The 19,234-nt window shown below is 38.5% G+C and carries 17 protein-coding genes; all 17 read left to right on the top strand.

The features are described 5' to 3' along the window. Positions 1-4 precede the first annotated feature (4 nt). The 17 genes from BLS24_RS11160 to BLS24_RS15435 all read left to right on the top strand — a co-directional run bounded on the left by BLS24_RS11160 (position 5) and on the right by BLS24_RS15435 (position 19,225). On the top strand, positions 5-1,381 hold the full coding sequence (locus tag BLS24_RS11160) for a hypothetical protein (RefSeq protein ID WP_143015175.1): 1,377 nt from the start codon (positions 5-7) through the stop codon (positions 1,379-1,381). A 10-nt stretch (positions 1,382-1,391) separates the two neighbouring features. Beyond that, on the top strand, positions 1,392-3,260 hold the full coding sequence (locus BLS24_RS11155) for a hypothetical protein (protein WP_091759061.1): 1,869 nt from the start codon (positions 1,392-1,394) through the stop codon (positions 3,258-3,260). Positions 3,261-3,276: 16 nt separating this feature from the next. Continuing rightward, positions 3,277-4,296, top strand: coding sequence for an acyltransferase (locus tag BLS24_RS11150; RefSeq protein ID WP_176764422.1), 1,020 nt, complete (start codon positions 3,277-3,279; stop codon positions 4,294-4,296). A gap of 7 nt (positions 4,297-4,303) precedes the next feature. After that, on the top strand, positions 4,304-5,833 hold the full coding sequence (locus BLS24_RS11145) for a lipopolysaccharide biosynthesis protein (RefSeq protein WP_091759057.1): 1,530 nt from the start codon (positions 4,304-4,306) through the stop codon (positions 5,831-5,833). A 6-nt stretch (positions 5,834-5,839) separates the two neighbouring features. Then, positions 5,840-6,499, top strand: a complete 660-nt coding sequence (locus tag BLS24_RS11140; RefSeq protein WP_091759055.1) for a glycosyltransferase family 2 protein — start codon at positions 5,840-5,842, stop codon at positions 6,497-6,499. Between the two features lies 1 nt (position 6,500). Continuing rightward, the gene (locus tag BLS24_RS11135; RefSeq protein WP_091759053.1) at positions 6,501-7,589 is read left to right on the top strand and encodes a polysaccharide pyruvyl transferase family protein; all 1,089 of its coding nucleotides are present in this window, start codon (positions 6,501-6,503) and stop codon (positions 7,587-7,589) included. Next, positions 7,586-8,773, top strand: coding sequence for a glycosyltransferase (locus BLS24_RS11130; protein ID WP_091759051.1), 1,188 nt, complete (start codon positions 7,586-7,588; stop codon positions 8,771-8,773). Before BLS24_RS11135 ends, BLS24_RS11130 begins: the two co-directional genes overlap by 4 nt. A 113-nt stretch (positions 8,774-8,886) precedes the next feature. Then, positions 8,887-10,137, top strand: a complete 1,251-nt coding sequence (locus BLS24_RS11125) for an AAA family ATPase (protein WP_091759049.1) — start codon at positions 8,887-8,889, stop codon at positions 10,135-10,137. A 20-nt stretch (positions 10,138-10,157) separates the two neighbouring features. Beyond that, positions 10,158-10,802, top strand: a complete 645-nt coding sequence (locus BLS24_RS15300; RefSeq protein ID WP_176764421.1) for an HNH endonuclease family protein — start codon at positions 10,158-10,160, stop codon at positions 10,800-10,802. Beyond that, positions 10,799-11,971, top strand: a complete 1,173-nt coding sequence (locus BLS24_RS11115; RefSeq protein WP_091759047.1) for a DUF6020 family protein — start codon at positions 10,799-10,801, stop codon at positions 11,969-11,971. The genes BLS24_RS15300 and BLS24_RS11115 overlap by 4 nt, the downstream gene beginning before the upstream one ends. Before the next feature lie 22 nt (positions 11,972-11,993). Further along, positions 11,994-12,518, top strand: a complete 525-nt coding sequence (locus BLS24_RS11110) for a DUF6020 family protein (protein WP_330388259.1) — start codon at positions 11,994-11,996, stop codon at positions 12,516-12,518. Positions 12,519-12,534: 16 nt separating this feature from the next. After that, positions 12,535-14,025 carry a hypothetical protein gene (locus tag BLS24_RS11105; RefSeq protein WP_143015174.1) on the top strand — a complete coding sequence of 497 codons (1,491 nt, stop codon included), beginning with the start codon at positions 12,535-12,537 and terminating at the stop codon, positions 14,023-14,025. A gap of 118 nt (positions 14,026-14,143) precedes the next feature. Next, positions 14,144-14,401: a type II toxin-antitoxin system Phd/YefM family antitoxin gene (locus BLS24_RS11100; protein ID WP_072705309.1), complete on the top strand. Its 258-nt coding sequence runs from the start codon at positions 14,144-14,146 to the stop codon at positions 14,399-14,401. Further along, a complete protein-coding gene (locus BLS24_RS11095; protein WP_072705306.1) occupies positions 14,394-14,720 on the top strand; it encodes a type II toxin-antitoxin system RelE/ParE family toxin in 327 nt (108 codons plus the stop codon). Before BLS24_RS11100 ends, BLS24_RS11095 begins: the two co-directional genes overlap by 8 nt. Before the next feature lie 251 nt (positions 14,721-14,971). Beyond that, on the top strand, positions 14,972-16,069 hold the full coding sequence (locus BLS24_RS11090) for a radical SAM protein (RefSeq protein ID WP_091759041.1): 1,098 nt from the start codon (positions 14,972-14,974) through the stop codon (positions 16,067-16,069). A gap of 29 nt (positions 16,070-16,098) precedes the next feature. Then, positions 16,099-17,760, top strand: a complete 1,662-nt coding sequence (locus tag BLS24_RS11085) for an AAA family ATPase (RefSeq protein WP_091759038.1) — start codon at positions 16,099-16,101, stop codon at positions 17,758-17,760. Position 17,761: 1 nt separating this feature from the next. Then, complete coding sequence (locus BLS24_RS15435; protein ID WP_242872281.1) at positions 17,762-19,225, top strand: WecB/TagA/CpsF family glycosyltransferase; 1,464 nt, start codon at positions 17,762-17,764, stop codon at positions 19,223-19,225. Positions 19,226-19,234: the final 9 nt, after the last annotated feature.

Here is a 19,234-nt window from a genome sequence, read left to right as displayed (position 1 = left end):
TAACGTGATAAAGACAATCCGTAAGAAAGAAAATTTTAAATATATTGTGATCTATGCCCTTGTCATAGCTTTTTATCAGCTTGTAATGAAGGAGTACTATGGGGATACTCTTGCTTATTTTGCTAGAGCGATTCCAGATATGAGTGTTTCTTCATTGATGGCGGAACTTCATAGCAGATACATGGGATGGACTTCAAGAATTCTTATCGAAGTGCCACTTTTTATTTTGGCTCACGGCATGCACATGGTTCTTTTTGGGATAGCAAACTGGATCATGCACATGATGCTTTTGCTGTCACTTATGTATCTGACAGATTACAAGCATAATAGAGTGCTTGTATGTCTGATGCTCATTTACCCAGTTGCCCTTATGGCAGGTTCTGGTTGGATGACTGCGTACATCACATATTTTTGGCCTTTAGCATGTGGCGTTACAGCTTTTGTTTCCTTAAAGAAAATGTATTCAGGCGAGAAGCTATCAGTTTTACAGGTGTTTTTCTTTACTCTGTGCCTTGTTTTTGCTGCTGACCTTGAAGTTTCTGCTATTTTTTATACATGTATATTATGTACATTTATTGTGATGATGATCTTGGCAAAGCGCTTTGATTCTCTAAAGATTGTTTATACTGTATGTCAGTTGCTGATCTGTGCGTGTGGAATAGTATTTGCGCTTACATGTCCTGGAAATGAAGCTAGAAAGCTTTCAAATATTGCATATTGGTTTCCTAGTTATACTTCATTTACGGTAGTAGATAAGGCAGTTCTAGGAGTGAATTCTGCGTTTCTAAATCTGTATAGCAATGATATTTTCTGGCTAATACTTTGTGTTAGTGTATGTTTGTTAACAGTAATATTTGGTAAGAGAGAAGTAAAGAGGGTGGTTATATCTGCAATTCCTCTTACTGTAACCTTGATTATGACAGTATTAAAGCCAGTGCTTGGACTTTACTATCCAGAGATGGTTTCTTTGTTTGACTTATTTGCTGATAAGAAATATGTGGATGCTACGAATTATAATAGTTTGGCTGCATATATTCCGTTTATCATATTTGTGATTTCAGCAGTAGCATTATTGCTAGCTATTATTGAACTGTTTGAAGATGAGAAGAGGTCGTTCTTTGCCTGCGCTGTTATCGTATCAGGTATAATGTCCAGGCTTACTCTTGGCTTTTCACCTACTGTATTTGCTTCTGGTAAAAGAACATTTATATTTCTTGATTTTGCAATTATCTACATTCTCGTATATTTGAGTGAGGAATATGGAGCAAGAATAAAGGCTAGATCAGGAGCTGTTGCTATTTTAAGGGCGCTGATGATCTTGATGGCAATTGTTGCTGTTGTTGCAAATGTGATAGCTGTTTGTAATGTATATCTGTATTAGAGGCATAATTATGATTTTGATCAGTGCTTTAGTCCCATTACTATATGTTTGTTTTATTAACGGTGCTTATGCAATCTTTTTTAGGAAAAGATATGCAGAGAGCTTGGCACCGGCATTTTTTGTGTCTATTATTTTGATGCTATTTAGCGGAATGCTGCTTGGCAGTATCACTTTAGGAATCCTGATAAGTGTGGTATTGGCAATAGTAGTGTATGTAACTGAAATAATCAATGCAAAGGCTATTGGACCTTTGTTTGAAAAAGCGAAGAGTTTTTTCTCGGAAGGATTGCTGGTTATTGCAGTTTATTTGCTTGTAAACGTGATCAACTATGGTAAGCATTATCATTCTCCAGATGAATTTACTCATTGGGGAGTATTTTTAAGAGAGACTTTTAGGCTAGATGCACTATATGTCACATCGCCTATTGGCATAGTGCACAAGGATTATGTTCCAGCAATTACTTTGTTTGAGGCTTTATGGTGTAAGTTGTCTTTTCGATTGACAGAGGCTAACGCCTATAGAGGAATACAGATGCTTCAGGTGAGCATGCTGTTACCGTTGATTAGTAATCGCTGCAGCAAAGATGATAGCAACAAGAAGTTAATTGTATGTATCAAAGCTTTTGTGACATTTTCGATTCCACTTTTTGTAACAGGCCTTATGTTTTATCACACAATATATCAGGATTATATATATGGCGTGTTAGTTTTCTTTTGCATGTGGATCATTGTTACAGGTGACAATAGTAGATATGAACTATTTGAGCTGACACTTGCTATTACGATACTTCTGATGGCAAAGATGACTGCATTGGCGTTCTTGCCTATGATTGTTATATTCTATGTGGTATATTCATTATTCTACATGGATAAAGTGGCTGGTAGAAATAACGTATTGCAAACATTGTTACGAAGTGTGATAGTAACTGCAATTCCACTGATTGTTTGGAAAATATACAATGTCTTTTCTAGTAAGTATATTGGCGGAAATACAGCAAATGGATCTGGTGGTCAGAGCTATGGTGGGCATAACTTAGGAACACTCATTAAAGTGTTCTCACATAATGGCTCTATAGCTTATCAAAATGATGTAGAGAAGAGTTACTTAGAAGCAATTATTTCAAGGGGATTAGTTGGAAATGTTCCTTATGTTCAGATTGTTGTTATCATTGTTGCGCTGCTACTAGCTTTTTCATTTTGGGGCGTTGAAAAATGTTATGCTAGAAAAGTGAGAATAACATCCTTGTGGATCTTGCTTGCAGGACTATCATATGGACTACTTATGTACTATCTCTATATGACTGGCTTTAGCGAATTTGAGGCTAGGCAGTTGGCTAGCTATGACAGATATATGGGTACTTTCGTAGTGACAGCCATTTTCTTGGCATTAGGAGTAGTTTTTTACTTTACAAAGACTAATAGCCTTGTTATCAAGATGTTGGGAGTGGTCTTGCTGTCAAATATTATTTTCTTTGGTAATTGCGAGCAGATATTACCAGGGAACTTAACTGATAGTGAAGTGTTATATAATCAGGAGGCGGAGCATCTTAAAAATTCAGTACCAGAGAATGCAAAGGTTGCAGTTATCATTAAAAATGAAATGGCGATTGCGGAAGATGCGCTGACATTCTATAGCTTTCCTATAACTATTGGAGTAGCTTATCCTAATGATGTCAAAGATGATTTAAACCGCTTTAGTTATGATTATTCAGATGAGGAATTGGCTGAGTTTATTTCTGAATATGATTACGTATATTTCATGAATATTGATGAGAAATTTATTGACCGCTATTCGGATATCTTTGAGAAGCCAGAAGATGTTAAGCGAGGAGAAATATACCAAGTAACAAATGAAGGCGGAAAAATTGTTACATACTAATATGGGGAGACCAGTAATGAAGGGTAAAGCAAGGAATATTAGTTGCGATTTTATCAGAGTGTTAGCTTTGATATTGGTAATAATTAACCATACTAGAAACAAGCCTTGGGCGGAAAACATATACATCGATAGTGCTGTTCAGACTGTTATCGCTTTATGTAATGGATTGTTCTTTTTACTTAGTGGTAAATTTAATCTTAGCAAGGAGTTTAACACAAAGAAGGACTATGCATCTTTTTACAAAAAGAGAGTAATTGATATTCTGATGCCTTATGTTTTGATTTCGATGGTGTTGTCATATTGGAACTTGAAAGATGAGGGGATTTGGATAACGCCTAAGGGATACATTATGACGGCTGTTCAGGATCTTTTTAGTGGTAATATGAACTATCATCTGTGGTTCATGTTTTTCTTGATAGGATATATTGTTTCTACGCCATTTTTATCCAAGATGCTTCATGCTATGGATAATTGGGAGTTACATATAGCGTTTGGAATAAGTGTACTTTGGCAAATTGCAAGTGTCTACGTGGCGCCTATCAGAAATATCGGTTTTGGATATACAGGGTGGATACTTTATGGATGGGCTTTATACTATTTTGCCGGATACTATCTTGATAGAGTAATGGATGAAAAAAAGGAGAGATACTTATATATAGCAGGGGCTCTGTCATATTTAGCAACGGTGATTGGAATGATTGTGCTTGGAGGAGAATTCCCAGGAAAACATGACTATTCCATATTATTTGTAATCTTTTGTATGTCTGTATTCTGGTTCCTTCAGAAGAATATTAAGATTAACAATAATGTTGCTAGAGCGATTATTCTTTTTGTGGCTAAGCATTCATTTGTAATGTATCTTATTCACTACAATGTGAGATGGCTTGCAAATCCTTTTGTAGAAGGAATGGGAACTGTTTTAGAGTTTATAGTACGTATTGTATTAACTTTTGTATTCTCACTCGCACTTGCTTTTGTGATAGACCTTTTATTTGATCAATTAAAGAAACTTCTTGGAAAAGTATTAGGAGTTTAATTATTTCATGAGTTCCAGTAGAGTTAATAATTCCCTTCGCAACGCCTTCTATGGTGTGCTTAGCAGAATTATTCTTATCATCCTTAATTTCATAAACAGAACAGTATTCATCATGTTCCTGTCAGATGAGCTCCTTGGTGTAAGTGGGCTCTTTTCTGATATTTTGATGATGCTGTCTTTGGCGGACCTTGGACTTGGTGTGTCTATGGCTTATAGCTTCTATAAGCCCCTGGCTGAGGATGACAAGGACAAGATTTCCAGTCTTATTGGCTTTTACAGGAAGATGTACACCTATATTGCGGGAGTTGTATTTGTTGTAGGTGTGGCCCTGACGCCTTTCCTTGACTTTTTTGTTAACACTGAGACTGAGATTGAGCATCTGCAGATTTACTACCTGATCTACGTGCTGAACACGGTGGCGTCATATCTTTTTGTATACAAGTCATCACTTATTACAGCGGATCAGAAGAACTTTGTGGTCTACAGGTTCAACATAATATTCAATATCATCAAGCACGTGCTTCAGATCACGCTACTAGTGATTACCAAGAACTACTTTGTTTACCTTGCGGTTATTGTGTTCTGCACATTTTTCCAGAATATCTTTATCTCAAGGGAAGCGGACAAGCTCTATCCATATCTAAAAGAAAAGCCAAAGGCCCTTGAAAAGTCTGAACAGGAGGAAGTCTTCTCCAACGTTAAGGCTATGTTCCTGTATAAGTCATCTGGAGTGCTCCTTAGCGGAACAGATAACATCATTATTTCCAAGATCATTGGCACGGTGTTTGTTGGCTTTTATTCTAACTACCTTTTGATTGCCAACTCTATCATGGTCTTTGTGGACATCCTCTATTCCTCGGTTACCGCAAGCGTTGGTAATGTCATAGCCAAAGAGTCCAAGAAAAAAGCCTTCGAAGTATTCCAGATGATGCAGAGCGTCAGCCTTATCATTACCTTTATTTCGACAGTATGCTTTGGTGTGCTGATCCAGGATTTTATTCATCTGTGGCTTGGACCAAGGTATATGCTGGATACTCTGACGGTATGGGCAATCATCCTTAACTTCTACCTTGGAGGTGTGGTCCATCCTATCTGGTCCTTTAGAGAGGCCACAGGAATGTACCTTAAGACCAAGTACATTATGGCTATATGTGCTGTGCTGAATATTATTCTTTCGATTATTCTTGGGATTTATTTTGGAATTGGTGGAGTTGTGGCTGCTTCTGCTATTTCAAGAGTATCTACTTACTTTTGGTATGAACCTAAGATCTTGTTTGAAGACTTTTTTGACCAGGGATTATCTAAGTTCATGGTGCCGGTAGCACTTAATTTGGCACTTACAATAATGTATATTATACTGTTTAAGTGGATATTATCTAATATTGCCATGACCAGCTACTTTGTCTTTTTTGCAGAGGCAATTGTAATCGGACTCATTACTCTTGTGTCGGTTGCAATTTTCTACAGGAAGACAGAAGGCTACAGGATGCTGAAGGCTGTGGCATTTAGATTTTTGAAAAAGAAAAAAGAGGCATGATTTCAGATGAAGATTAGTATTTTGATGCTTACACATAATGCTCCAAAGTATGTAAAAGAGAGCATAGAAACTGTAAAGAGAACAACAGGCGTGGACTATGAGCTTATCGTTGTGGATAACGCTTCTAAGTTCTGGACAAAGAGACTTTTAAAGAAGCTTGATTCAAAGGGATATATTGATAAGCTGTTCTTAAATCCTGAGAATTCTCTTTTTGCAAAGGGAAATAATATCGCAAGTACCATGTGCTCAGAGGATGCAGATATGATACTGCTCCTTAACAGTGATGTCAGGATCAATTCTGATGACTGGCTTTCTAAGCTTGTTTCTATCCATCCTGCTGAAGGGGGAATATCATCCTACGGCGTTGTAGAGACAGAGCCTATAAGGGCAGATGGCTATTGCATGCTGATAAATAGAGAGCTTTACGACAAGTACAAGCTGGACGAGGAGTTTGCCTGGTTCTGGGGCGTTACTAAGCTTGAGAGCCTGGTGCTCAAAGAGGGCAAGTCTATCGTTTCAGTTAGAGAGCATGAGAACAAGATCCATCACTACGGCGGTAAGTCCGGTAAGGGCTTCAAGCATGCCGCAGGAATGGGTATCGATATTGAGGAAGTGAAGAAGTGGTTTACAACTGGCAAGGTTGAAATCATCGATCACTTGGACTGATATGGGAATTAGGAAGTGCATTAATACAATTTCAAATGTGGTAGCGTATAACTTCCCAGTGGCGGAGCCTATGGAGGCCAGCTCGGCGGCAGGCAAGGAGCTGATTGATCCTAAGGAGAGAGACTTTCTTGTTAGAGTCTTCGACACCAGTGTGGGTAGTGATAATGCTGGTGACTACATCATCATGCATTACTGCAACCTGATTCTTGATGAAGTATTTGGTACAGATGTTAAGAGGCAGTATGTTCCAACTCACGTGCGCCCTGGTGCAGCTTTATTTAAAAAGAAGGCTCCTATATCCATCTTTTGTGGAACTAATATCCTCTACTCCAACATGCAGGAGCACAGCATGTGGAAGATGCCATTTGGCGCAGGTAGGACTATTGATAGTGTTGTAGGACTTGGCCTTGGCTGGGAGTATTACGAGGATAGAAAGCTTTCTGGATATACCAAGAAAATCTTTGATGAAGTTTTTTCAAATGATTTGGTGCACTCTGTTAGAGATAAATATACTTACGAGAAGTTAAAAGCCTTTGGCTATAACAATGTTCTTTTCACAGCTTGCCCAACTATGTGGAGGCTTGATGAGAAGCACTGTGGGTCAATTCCTACTGGTAAGGGCAAGTCAGTTGTGACAACTATCACGGATTACAACAAAGATCCTGATAGTGACAGAGCAATGCTTGATATTCTTAAGAGAAATTATGAGAAGGTATATGTTTGGATCCAGGGTGAGAAGGACAGAGGATATTTAGAATCTATCTGTGATGTAAGTTCTTTGGAACTAATTGATTCAACATATGAGGAATATACTAAGGTGCTGGAATCTGAGAGCAATTTAGATTTTGTGGGCACAAGACTTCATGCAGGAATCCATGCTTTAAATCTGGGACATAGGACTATTATCGTTGCTATCGACAATAGAGCCAAGGAAATGGGAAAGGATACTAATCTTCCTATCATTGCTCGTGAAGATGTGTCAGATAAGCTGGAAGGCATGATAAATAGTGAAGTGAAGACGGAGATTCTTTTACCAACTGAGAATATCAAGAGGTGGAAGGATCAGTTTAAAGGAGATGAGCGAAAGTGAAGAGTCTCTTGATAATCACCACCAAGCTTGATGCAGGTGGCGCAGAGCGAAGCTTAATAAACTTTTTGAACTCATATGATAGGAGCAGGTACACGGTGGACCTGCTTCTTTTAAAGAGGGAAGGGGCTTTCCTTAAGTATGTGCCTGAGGATGTGAGGATTCTGGAGCAGGATAAGGCTCTGTTCTACATGTACAATATGGCGAAGTTCTCGCTTGGTACGGCATCTGATGGATTGCATCGAGATTTCCTGCATGGAATTCCTTACGTGCTTAGGAGAGTTTGGTCGACGCTTTATTACAAGAGGATTAAGAAGTTCGACCGCCCTACTGCTGAGCAGTATAGATGGGAGAATTCCTACAGTAAGGTCATCGAGGAACTGACGGGGCACTACGACTGTGCAATGGCCTATCTCGAAGGCGAACCTATTTATTATCTTGTAGATAAGGTCAGCGCTGACAGGAAGATTGGCTGGATCCACAATGACTATGAGAAGATTGCTGGTGACAGGGACTTTGATGAGAAGTACTTTGAGAAGCTTGATAGCATAGTTACTATCTCTGATAAATGTGTGGATGTGTTAAAGAAGAACTTCCCGAAGTTTGCTGGAAAGGTCGTTGAGCTTCCAAATATCAATTCGGCGGAAGTTATTGAGAAGTTTGCAGAGGAGTTTGTGCCGGAAGAGTATGGAGAGGGCGTTAAGCTGTTATCCATCGGTAGACTTACTCAGCAGAAAGCATTTGATAGGATTATTCCTATTGCTAAGGCACTTAAGGTTAAAGGAGTCTCTTTTAACTGGTTTGTACTGGGAGATGGGGAACTTAGACAGGAACTCGTTTCTAAAGTGTCCGAAGCTGGACTTCAGGATACTGTTAAGCTTCTTGGCATCAGATCTAATCCATATCCATATATCAAGGGGGCGGATGTTATAGTTCAGACGTCTCTTTTTGAAGGTAAGTCTGTAGTAATAGACGAAGCCAAGATTCTTCACAAGAAGATTGTGGCTACTAAGTACGACACTATCATGGATCAGGTTGGAGATTATCCAATTAAGGTTCTGGAGTATGAGCCAGAGGCTGTGGCTGAGGAAATAAAGACAACACTTGCTAGTAGTATGGGCATAGATGCTAGTAAAAACTATGGGAATGTGGAACGTCTGGAAGAGTACTACAAGGTTATAGGGTGAACTAGCATAAAAGTGTAAACTAAACGGATTGATCAGAGTCTGATATACTATATATGTGTTAGTCAAGTATAATTGTTGATAGTGATAATGAATGAAATATGCGGAGGAGCAGGATGTTCGATTTATACATCAAGGATATACATATTGATAAAGTTAGAAATTTAGAGAACATCGATATTAAAGTATCTGATAAAGAGAAAAAGCATATATTGATCACTGGTAAGAATGGAAGTGGTAAAACCAGTCTTCTGGACGCAATGGCAGGGCATATAGAATACCTTGCTATGCATGATGGATACGCTGAAATTAAGACTAGTATTAGTATTGCGCAGTCTGTATATGAGAACGCTCAGATTAATAATGAATCTTTGAGTACAGTGGAAAAATCTAGAGAGCGATTGGAAAAATTAGACGAAGAGTTAGAACAAGCAAAACAAGGCTTACTAATCAATTTTTCAAAGCCTTTTGATGATATAAATGTGTATTTTAAGGATAATGAATTTATTATCGCATATTATAGGGCAAACAGAGTCTTTTCCTCAATTGTTCCAAAAAACGTTGAGAAGGTGAAACTTAAAAACTACTATTCTGTTGATGATAAGCCAAGAAAAGACTTCATCAAGTATCTTCTTGATATGAAAATGACAGAGGCTCTTGCCCGAAACTCGGGAAAACAAGAACGTGCCGAAAGTATCCATAGATGGTTTGAAAAATTTGATGATTTCCTGAAAGAAGTATTCGAAGATAAGTCGACAAAACTTCTTTTTGATGAAGAAACATTTTTATTTTCTATTCATCAAGATGGAAAAGAGGATTTTAGTTTTAATACATTGTCAGACGGATTTGCAGCAGTGCTTGATATAGCTGTAGATATGATGATTAGGATGGAAAAATATACTGGCGGAACATTTAAATATGATATGCCTGGTATAGTGTTGATTGATGAGATAGAAACTCATCTTCATTTAGAACTTCAGAAAACAGTTATGAAACTACTTACGACAATGTTCCCTAATGTACAATTTGTTGTATCCACTCATTCTCCATTTATTCTTAGTAGCGTAGAAAATGCGGTAATTTACGATCTTGAAAATAAAACATTGGTGGAAAATGGATTGTCAAATGCTACATACAGTGGGATTGTTGAGGGATATTTCAAAGCTGATGAATTATCAAAAAATCTTAGGGACAAGTATGAAGAGTATAAGAATTTGGTGACTAAAGAACATTTATCAGATGCTGATTTTGAACGTATTTCTAAATTAGAATTTTATCTAGATGAAATTCCTGATTATTTAGCACTATCTTTTACTACGGAGTATCAGAAATTGAAAAATGAATTTGAAGCGAGGAATGATTTGTAATGGTTAAGGTGGAGAGAAGTATGCCTGCACCTGAATCTTTGGCTATAGAAGAAAAGAAGAAAAATGGAAAATATAATTTGCCAGATGTAGTGGATAGGCTAAGATCAGACTTTAATAATAAATGCTACTTGTGTGAGACAAAGGGATTGCAAGACCCTGAAGTGGAGCATCTTTTACCACATTGTAATAGAAAGTATCTTGAAAGAGTATTTGATTGGGACAATCTTTTTTGGTCCTGTAAGCATTGCAATGATGTAAAGAACCAGGAAGAATATAGCAATGGGATAATAGATTGTTGCAAAAATGATCCGGAAGAGCTTTTGTTGTTCTTATACAAAGACAATGACATAGCAATTATCCCTAAGGATGAAGAAAACAGATTGGCTGTTATTACTTCTAAACTGTTGAATGAGATTTATAATTTGAAAAACACAGGTATCCGAATTGCGGCGTGTGAAGTACGTAAAGATGGCGTGGCAATGCAAATGAACCAACTATATAAGGCAATTACGAAATATCGAAAAAATCCGAATAGCAAACTTAATAGTAGAATGCTCAAAGTTTTGTTAAATACAGAGTCAGAGTACGCCGCTTTCAAGAGAAGCTACATCCGTGAGAATAAGGATTTGTATCCTGATGTTTATGGCTTAATAGATGAAGAATGAAAAAGAATGTATTTAAGATTATAACAATTATATATTGGCTCATGGTACTGGTTAATACCGATTCTTATTATTGGGTATACCTGCTTCTGGGTGGTGCTGCGCTTTTTAGTTTTAGTAAGAAACTTGCTGATAAAACTGCAAAAAGCACTGTGTTTTTTGGAAGTCTGTTTTCACTTATGGTGATACTAGCAAATTACGAGACAGCGCTAAGCTTCTATGAGGGAACGGGTAAGGCTTTTTATATTCTCTATACTGGAGTGTCAGCTGTATTCATGATACTTGGCGGTGTCTATGTTTACACAAGTGTATTTGAACTTGTGCATCAAATAGTGGATAAGGGATTGGTAGTAATCTCAGAAGGTAATGAGAAGAAAGTATCTCCATTCAAATTCTTCTGGCTCTCATTTGCAGGTATATCTTTATTTTACCTGCTTATCTTATTTCTCTTTAATTATCCTGGAATAGTATCTCCAGATGCAATTCATCAGTTGAGAATGATCAGAGATAATGCATATTCAGATCACCATCCGCTTGCACATACGTTAATGATTAAGCTGTTCTTTGGATTTGGAGCTGAAATCTTTGGTTCAGCCAATGCTGGAGTTGCGGTTTATTCTGTGTTCCAGATTTTGTGTGTTGCAGCTACCTTTGCATTTCTTTTTATGACTATTTATGAGATGGGTGGCAATTACAAGAAGATCGCAGTTATTACAGAAGTGGTATACGCTATACTACCTTACAACATTGAGTTTTCTGTATCTATGAGAAAAGATACATTGTTTAGTCTGTGTATCTTACTTTTTATAGTGGCATTATATAGATTATCAAGATCAGAAAAAACACTTTGTGATTCTATAGTTTTTTCTGTAAGCTCTTTTGGAATATGCCTTTTGAGAAATAACGGAATGATGATTTTTCTGGCATGTGCTGTAATATTTGCAATCATGTTTAAGAATAAAAAGAAGGCTGAACTGATGATCATGTCGATTATAGCAGTTTTTTCTTTAGCAATAACACCGATGATGAAAAATGAATTGAATGCAGTTTCTCCTGACTATCTGGAGAAAGTGGGAGTACCTATGCAACAGGTTGTTAGAGTTGTAGTGGATGGATATGAATTAACGGACAATCAAAATAAAATAGCCGAAAAACTGTTCGGGGGGGTATAGAGATGGCTTAAGACAAGTATACCTGCCTTACTTTGCGGACCCGACCAAAGAGTATATCAGAAAAAATGGCAATGTTGAGGCGCTGCAAGACAATTTAAATGAATATTTTGGTTTATACATTGAATTGGGTGTGGAACATCCTTTGGAATACATAAAAGCTTGGATAGATGAGACCAGAGGTTATTGGAATGGTGGATACAACTACTGGCGTTGGGAACAAGGTGTCGTCTTAAACGATCTTGGCATATACAGAGAGTATCCATCTGAGATGATCCACAGACTTATGTGTGAATATCTGTGGCTATGGCAACGCATTCCTTTATTGATTCCTTTTCTATGTATAGGCCTACAAACATGGCTTATCATGTTAGTGATGAATGAGGGAATTGTAAGAGGAGATAAAGTTATTGTGGCAATGACGTTACCTCTTGCAATAAATATATTGACGCTTATGCTTGCTACTCCGGTATTTGCGGAGTTTAGATATGCTTATTCAAGTTTCTTGTGTGTCCCCTTTTTATTTCTGACCTGTGTACGCCGTGAATAGAAAAGGATAAGGAAGAATGAATAGTAGAAAAAGAGTAAATTGCATTAGTATTTTAGCGATTGTATCAGTGGTGGTACTTGCCGCCTTGTTGATACCCGTCATCTGGGTATCAAAATTTGCCTACCCATGGGCGGATGATTTCTCTTACGCATCAGAGGCAAGAGCTGTATTTGTCAGCACCCACAATGTGTTTAAGACAATTGCAATGGCTTTTTCTACTATGAAGGACTCGTACATGACGTGGCAGGGAACATATACTTCATGTTTCCTCATGGCCCTGCAGCCTGCGGTCTTTAGCATTAAGCTTTATCACTTAACTGGAGTATTTATGCTAGGATCGATCCTTATATCATATTACGTGCTAGTAACAGTTCTTTTTAACAAGGTATTCAAGGCATCTAAGTCAGCAAAGTGGCTGATCTACGCATTTACAGTGATGCTGAGTATAGAGGGCGTGGATGGCAAGGCAGAAGCCTTCACCTGGTACAACAGCGCTGTGCACTACACCTTTGGGCATGCGCTCTTCGTGCTGTTCATAGCTCTTGTAATTTATTACATACATGACCTTAGAAATTCATCCAAGAAGATATTGCACTGCGTGCTTATTAGTCTCATTGGCTTCCTGGCAGCAGGCACCAACAACGTAACTGTATTTGGCGGTCTCTTAACTATTGTGATCCTTGCAGCCATGGGCTTTTTATATGAACTTGTCTTTGGGGAAAAGAAATATGACGGCCTATTAAGTGCTCTTCCAATGGGAATCGTTTATATCATTGGAACTGCTGTGAATCTTGGCGCTGTAGGTAATTCCAAGAGAATGGTTACAGCTGGATCTCATAATAACAGCGTGTTTATTACTGTTAGGAACTCTTTTGTCCTAGGAACAGAGTTCATCAAGAGACACTTCTGGGGCATGACAGTTGCATATATCCTCATAATGGTGGCTGTTATCTGGTATGCCTTTGCAAAAGAAAATGCTCTTGAAGGCGTAAACTTTAAGTTTAAGCTTCCAGGTCTTGTGACACTTGCTAGTTACTGCCTCTTATGTGCTCTGTATGCACCATTTGCATATCTTGGTGAGGCGCAAGTTTCACTTCCTTATATCGATGAGAATTTAAATGTTCTTAGAGTAGCCAATGACGTATATTTTGAGTTTATCTTACTTTTGTTTGTGAATGTACTCTATTACTGCGGATGGCTTTATCAGAAGGGCGTTAGAGTTTACACTCCTATATTCAATATCTGCGTAGCAGTTGTTTCAGTGATCTTAGTGGTTACTTCCTACAAGGCTCTTACTGTAGACAATCAGTCAAAGTTCCTTACTGGAAGCGCAATTCACAGCATTCAGAATGGAACAGCGGAATATTATGGTTATCAGATGGCGCTTAATATCCAAAAATTAGAAGCTGAGGATGAGGTTGTTTATGTTTCTCCTATAGCTGTTGATCCTGACTGTCTGTTCCCTCACGGGGCTGCAGACTGGAAAGAGGGTACGAGAGTATTCTAAGGTAAAGAGGCTGTAGAATACGATTCAGAGCCATATACTTTCTAGGAATTGCAAAACTGATATGACCGTGTTATCATGAAGATGATAAAATTATGATAAAATAATGGAGGCGATGTATATGATGCAGATCAGACCGGTTTCCGATTTAAGAAATAAATTTGCAGATATTGAAAAGGTCGTCCAAAGTGGTGATCCGGTGTATTTAACAAAAAATGGTTACGGGGCTATGGTTGTTCTTAGCTTGGATGCATATTCAAGAATGACTGATCCCGAAGAGTATATTATGGATGTTGCTGATGCGGCAGCGGCTTCAACGGATGCGAGGCTGACACATGATGAAGTGTTTGGGACTATTAGGGGAAAAATAAATGCTTAATCAGAAATATACGTTAAGATATCTTCCCCTATTTTATGAAGAACTTGAAGCTGCTGTTCTTTATATCGCATCACGTTTAGGAAACCCTTCTGCAGCTGAGAATCTACTCAATAATGTAGAAAATGCTATACTCGAACGAGTAAACAATAATCCTGAAGGATATGAGCCGGTACCATCAAGAAAGAAAAGGGACTATCCATATTATCGAATCTATGTCGGAAACTATATTGTCTATTATGTAGTTATTCCGGAAGGCAACGAGCGTATTATGGAAGTAAGACGTTTTGTACATACACTTCAAAATCGAGACAATATTTAGACATAAAGGCATGATATAGAATCAATATTAAGTACCACAAAGAAGCACGCTCCGTCGTGCTTTTTTGTGGCTTTGAGGACATTCTACCCTCCCATGATGATTACAATTAACGCTTTATTATCTATTTCTAAAAATATTTGGCCATTTTATAAACAGAAAATTATATATATGGTAAACTATACGATGGGAGTGGGTTTCATAAATTGTGAAATTTGCTACGAATTAGTTTTTGTTAAAAGAGGATATGAAAAGTGCCAAAGAAATTAAACGGAACAGTAATCGTAACATATAGATGTAATGCTCGTTGCAACATGTGCAACAGATACAAAGCTCCATCTAATCCGGAGGACGAGATCTCAATCGAGACTATTAAGAAGCTCCCTCCAATGTATTTCACTAATATCACAGGCGGTGAGCCATTTATCCGCGAAGATATCAAGGATATCGTCAGAGAGCTTCGCAAAAAGAGCGATAGGATCGTAATCTCAACAAACGGCTTTTTTACCGACAAGATTATTGACCTGTGCAAGGAGTTCCCTGACGTGGGAATCCGCATCTCTATTGAAGGCCTTGAGCAGACCAACAACGAGATCAGGGGATTACCTGATGGATTCAATAAGGGCTATACAACGCTCAAGAAGCTTCGCGAGATGGGACTTAAGGATGTTGGCTTTGGTATGACAGTTCAGGATAGAAACGCTCCTGACCTCTGCGAGCTCTACAAGTTATCAGATGAACTTGATATGGAGTTTGCTACAGCCTCTCTCCACAACAGCTTTTACTTTGTTGAGGCCAAGAACATAATTCATGACAGGCCTATGGTTGCTGAGAACTTCGAGAAGCTCATAAATATGCTCCTAAAGTCCAAGAGCCCTAAGAAGTGGTTTAGAGCATACTTTAACCACGGCCTTATCAACTATATTTATGGTCAAAAGAGACTTCTTCCCTGCGACATGAGTTTTGATACCTTCTTTATCGATCCTTACGGCGATGTTATGCCATGTAACGGAACCAAGGATAAAGAAGTTATGGGAAATCTGAACAACCAGAGCTGGGACGAACTTTGGAATTCACCAGAGGCTGAACGTGTTAGAAAGGTTGTGCGCCACTGTGACAGACAGTGCTGGATGATCGGCTCAGTTTCACCTGCTATGCACAAGTATATCTGGACACCTGCTCTTTGGGTTATCTGGCACAAGTTCAAGGCTCTTTTCATGAAAAAGCCTTATTCAATGTATGAGCTTAAGTGCGTCCGTGACCTTAGAGACGGCAAGGTTACCAAGGAGCAGCTTGATAGATGCAGTACCTGCGACTTTAATGCAGTTGCAAATGATGGACTTAAAAAATAAATACTTCGGAGGGTGCAGACTTGAGTTTGATGGTCAATATGCCGGTTGGCGTAGATGATTACAAAAAGTTAATAGAAGAAAACTATTACTTTGTTGATAAGACAAGGTTTATTATGTCGCTTATTGATGGCCATTCTGACGTGACACTCATTACTCGTCCTCGAAGATTCGGTAAGACACTTACCATGAGCATGCTTTATTATTTTTTTTCAAACGAAGATAAAGCTAGTAATAGAGCTCTTTTTAAGGATAGTTATATTGGAAATGCCGACGATAAAAGGTATATGCAGGAGCAGGGTAAGTATCCTGTGATATTCCTTAGTTTAAAGGATATAGAAGCCGGCAACTTTGATGATATGACACAGCAGTTTTCTATAGTGCTGAGTGAACTATATGGCAGATTCCGTTTTTTGAGAGATAATCTGGCTGAGGATGAGATAGCTTTTTTTGATAAAGCGCTTAATAAGAGCCTTAGCAACGCGGAACTCCAGTTTTCACTAAAGACGCTTTCAAAATATTTGTCTAACTATTATCAGGAGAAGGTTGTAATCCTCATTGACGAGTACGATGCCCCTATTCAGCATGCATATGATGCCCAGGAAACATATTACAAAGAGGCAATCAGGTTTTTTAAGTCCCTACTTGGAACCACTTTGAAGACTAATGAATACATGAAGTTTTCAGTCATGACAGGGGTTCTTAGGATTGCTAAAGAGAGTATTTTTAGTGACCTCAATAATCTTGACGTTTGTTCCGTAATGGAAAAGAAATACAGCGATGTTATGGGATTTACTGACGAAGAGGTAAAAAAACTTCTTTCTGATGTTGGTGCTTCTGATAAATATGACGAGATCAAAGAGTGGTATGATGGTTACATATTTGGAAATACCGCTATTTACAATCCTTGGTCAGTTATCAGGTATGTTAGTAATGGTTGCGAGACCAAACCATATTGGATCAATACATCAGCCAATTCTATCATCAAGAATATGATGCAGAATCTTTCTTTAAGGAGGCAGGACGATCTGCAGACTCTTTTGATGGGAAAAGAAGTATCATCACTAATTCATGATGGCGTAATTTATGAAGATATTGAAAAGTCAGATGATGAGTTTTTTTCTATGCTTCTGACTACGGGGTACCTTACTCAGGATAATTATGAACCTGGCTACAGAGATTTTTACAATTTAAAGATTCCAAATAAAGAAGTTGGCTCTGTTTACAGAAATGAGATTTTGGACAGAATGCGTAACCAGAGGGAAGTAAGGACTGAAGCCAATCTGGTAAGATATATGATAGAAGGCGATGTATTGAAGTTTGAAGAAGCTCTTAGCGACTTTGTATTAAACTATGTCAGCTTCTTTGACGCTGGAACAGAGGGCTTTTATCATGGCATGATGCTAGGACTTTTGGCTGTTTTAAATGCTGATTATGTTACTGAGTCAAATAAAGAGAGCGGATATGGTAGATTTGATTTGGCGTTATTCCCAAATAACTGCAATAATTCAGGAGTTGTGCTTGAGTTTAAAAATGCTGAAGATGAATCTGAACTTGAGAAGATGGCCAAAGAGGCTTTGACACAGATAGATACCAAGGCATATATTACTGAGTTTAAGAAACGCACGGTAAAAGAGATTAAGAAATATGGAATAGCTTTTTGTGGTAAAAAAGTTAGAGTGATTGGAGAATGACGTGAATAGACGAGGCATTCGTTATCCTGCAAAGAGAATATTGGTACTAGATGAGCTGACGCTGGTTGCGGCTTTCTTTGTGACGCTTTTTGTAAGATACAGGGAGATGTTTAAGATATGGACAAGCTTTTTTAATGGGCTGTATGTGAGCTTTCTTATTGTGCTGTGCTTATTACAGGCGCTTATCTTTATTGGATATGACAAGAAAAAGAAATCTATCTTCGAAATGGACCCAGTAGAAAACCTTATGTCTGTAGTAAAGAGTAAGGTCATTCTCATAGTTCTTGGACTTTTGTACCTTTATGCAACTCAGCGAGGGGAACAGTCATCAAGATTTGTGGTGGCTGGAGTTTTAGTTCTTAGCATAATCTTTGGATTTGTGGCAAGGATAATCTGCAGAAAGAACTACCTTAAGAGTCATGACATAGGCTCAGACTGGAAGGTTCTGGAAGTAACAGCTGGAGCGGACAAAGTCGATGCAGACGAAGTAATAAAGATGTTTAGAGATGAAAAATATGATGAGGTCCTGGTTCATGTAAAAGGGACTGATTTAGGAGCAGGTAATGAGCAAGGTGCACAGACATCAAGAGATGATTGCAGCACCCTTCTTCGTAAGCTTGAACACGCTGGAATCCGCACCTACATCACTACCACAGCTCTTGATTATCAGGTTCGCTCAGGCATAATCTCAGACATTAACGGCTATGCTTCAATTCCTGCTTCTGTAAGATTAGAGCGTTTTAATTTATTTGGTATCAACTATGCAGTTTCTCGTACCGAGGAGGCAGTCCTTCATGTGATGCGTCATATCAAGGAGCTTTCCGGCGAATATATCTGTTTTTCAAACGTACACACATCAGTTATGGCTAGAGAGGACGCCAGCTACAGAGATGTCCTTAATGGCGCGGCCTTTGTTTTTCCTGATGGAACACCTATTGCAACCCTTGAGCAAAAGAAGGGCTATGTAGGGGCAGAGCGTGTGGCAGGGCCTGACTTTATGGAGCATATGTTCAGAGATACTCAGGATGGCAGACTTTCACATTTCTTTTACGGAGCCTCCCAGGAGACCCTCGATGTCTTAAAAGAGAATCTCTTAAAGAAGTACCCTGGCATAGACATCAGAGGCATGTACTCTCCACCATTTAGAGCACTTTCCGAGGAAGAGGACAGAGCGGATGTTAACCTCATCAATGGCTCTGGTGCAGATATTATCTGGATCGGTCTTGGGGCGCCAAAGCAAGAAAAGTGGATGAATGCTCATAAGGGCGAGATAAGCGGCGTTATGATGGGTGTTGGCGCAGGCTTTGACTTCCACGCTGGCACTATTAGGAGGGCTCCAAAGTGGATCCAGAAGATTGGCCTTGAGTGGCTCTTTAGACTATTCCAAGACCCAGGAAGGCTCTTTAAGAGATACTTTGTAACAAATGGCAAGTTTATTTGGTATCTACTGACAAATAGAAAATAATTAAATTAG

This window comes from Butyrivibrio sp. INlla18 (genome assembly GCF_900103635.1).
Classification (GTDB): Bacteria; Bacillota; Clostridia; order Lachnospirales; family Lachnospiraceae; genus Butyrivibrio.
This window is presented reverse-complemented; position numbering and strand designations above follow the sequence as displayed.

Bases quoted from the DNA above. Each gene is read 5' to 3' on its own strand.
- BLS24_RS11155 (WP_091759061.1), top strand. From the start codon at position 1,392: ATGATTTTGATCAGTGCTTTAGTCCCATTACTATATGTTTGTTTTATT.
- BLS24_RS11115 (WP_091759047.1), top strand. From the start codon at position 10,799: ATGAAAAAGAATGTATTTAAGATTATAACAATTATATATTGGCTCATG.
- BLS24_RS11100 (WP_072705309.1), top strand. From the start codon at position 14,144: ATGATGCAGATCAGACCGGTTTCCGATTTAAGAAATAAATTTGCAGAT.
- BLS24_RS11150 (WP_176764422.1), top strand. From the start codon at position 3,277: ATGAAGGGTAAAGCAAGGAATATTAGTTGCGATTTTATCAGAGTGTTA.
- BLS24_RS11105 (WP_143015174.1), top strand. From the start codon at position 12,535: ATGAATAGTAGAAAAAGAGTAAATTGCATTAGTATTTTAGCGATTGTA.
- BLS24_RS11085 (WP_091759038.1), top strand. From the start codon at position 16,099: ATGGTCAATATGCCGGTTGGCGTAGATGATTACAAAAAGTTAATAGAA.
- BLS24_RS11125 (WP_091759049.1), top strand. From the start codon at position 8,887: ATGTTCGATTTATACATCAAGGATATACATATTGATAAAGTTAGAAAT.
- BLS24_RS15300 (WP_176764421.1), top strand. From the start codon at position 10,158: ATGCCTGCACCTGAATCTTTGGCTATAGAAGAAAAGAAGAAAAATGGA.
- BLS24_RS11145 (WP_091759057.1), top strand. From the start codon at position 4,304: ATGAGTTCCAGTAGAGTTAATAATTCCCTTCGCAACGCCTTCTATGGT.
- BLS24_RS11095 (WP_072705306.1), top strand. From the start codon at position 14,394: ATGCTTAATCAGAAATATACGTTAAGATATCTTCCCCTATTTTATGAA.
- BLS24_RS11140 (WP_091759055.1), top strand. From the start codon at position 5,840: ATGAAGATTAGTATTTTGATGCTTACACATAATGCTCCAAAGTATGTA.
- BLS24_RS11135 (WP_091759053.1), top strand. From the start codon at position 6,501: ATGGGAATTAGGAAGTGCATTAATACAATTTCAAATGTGGTAGCGTAT.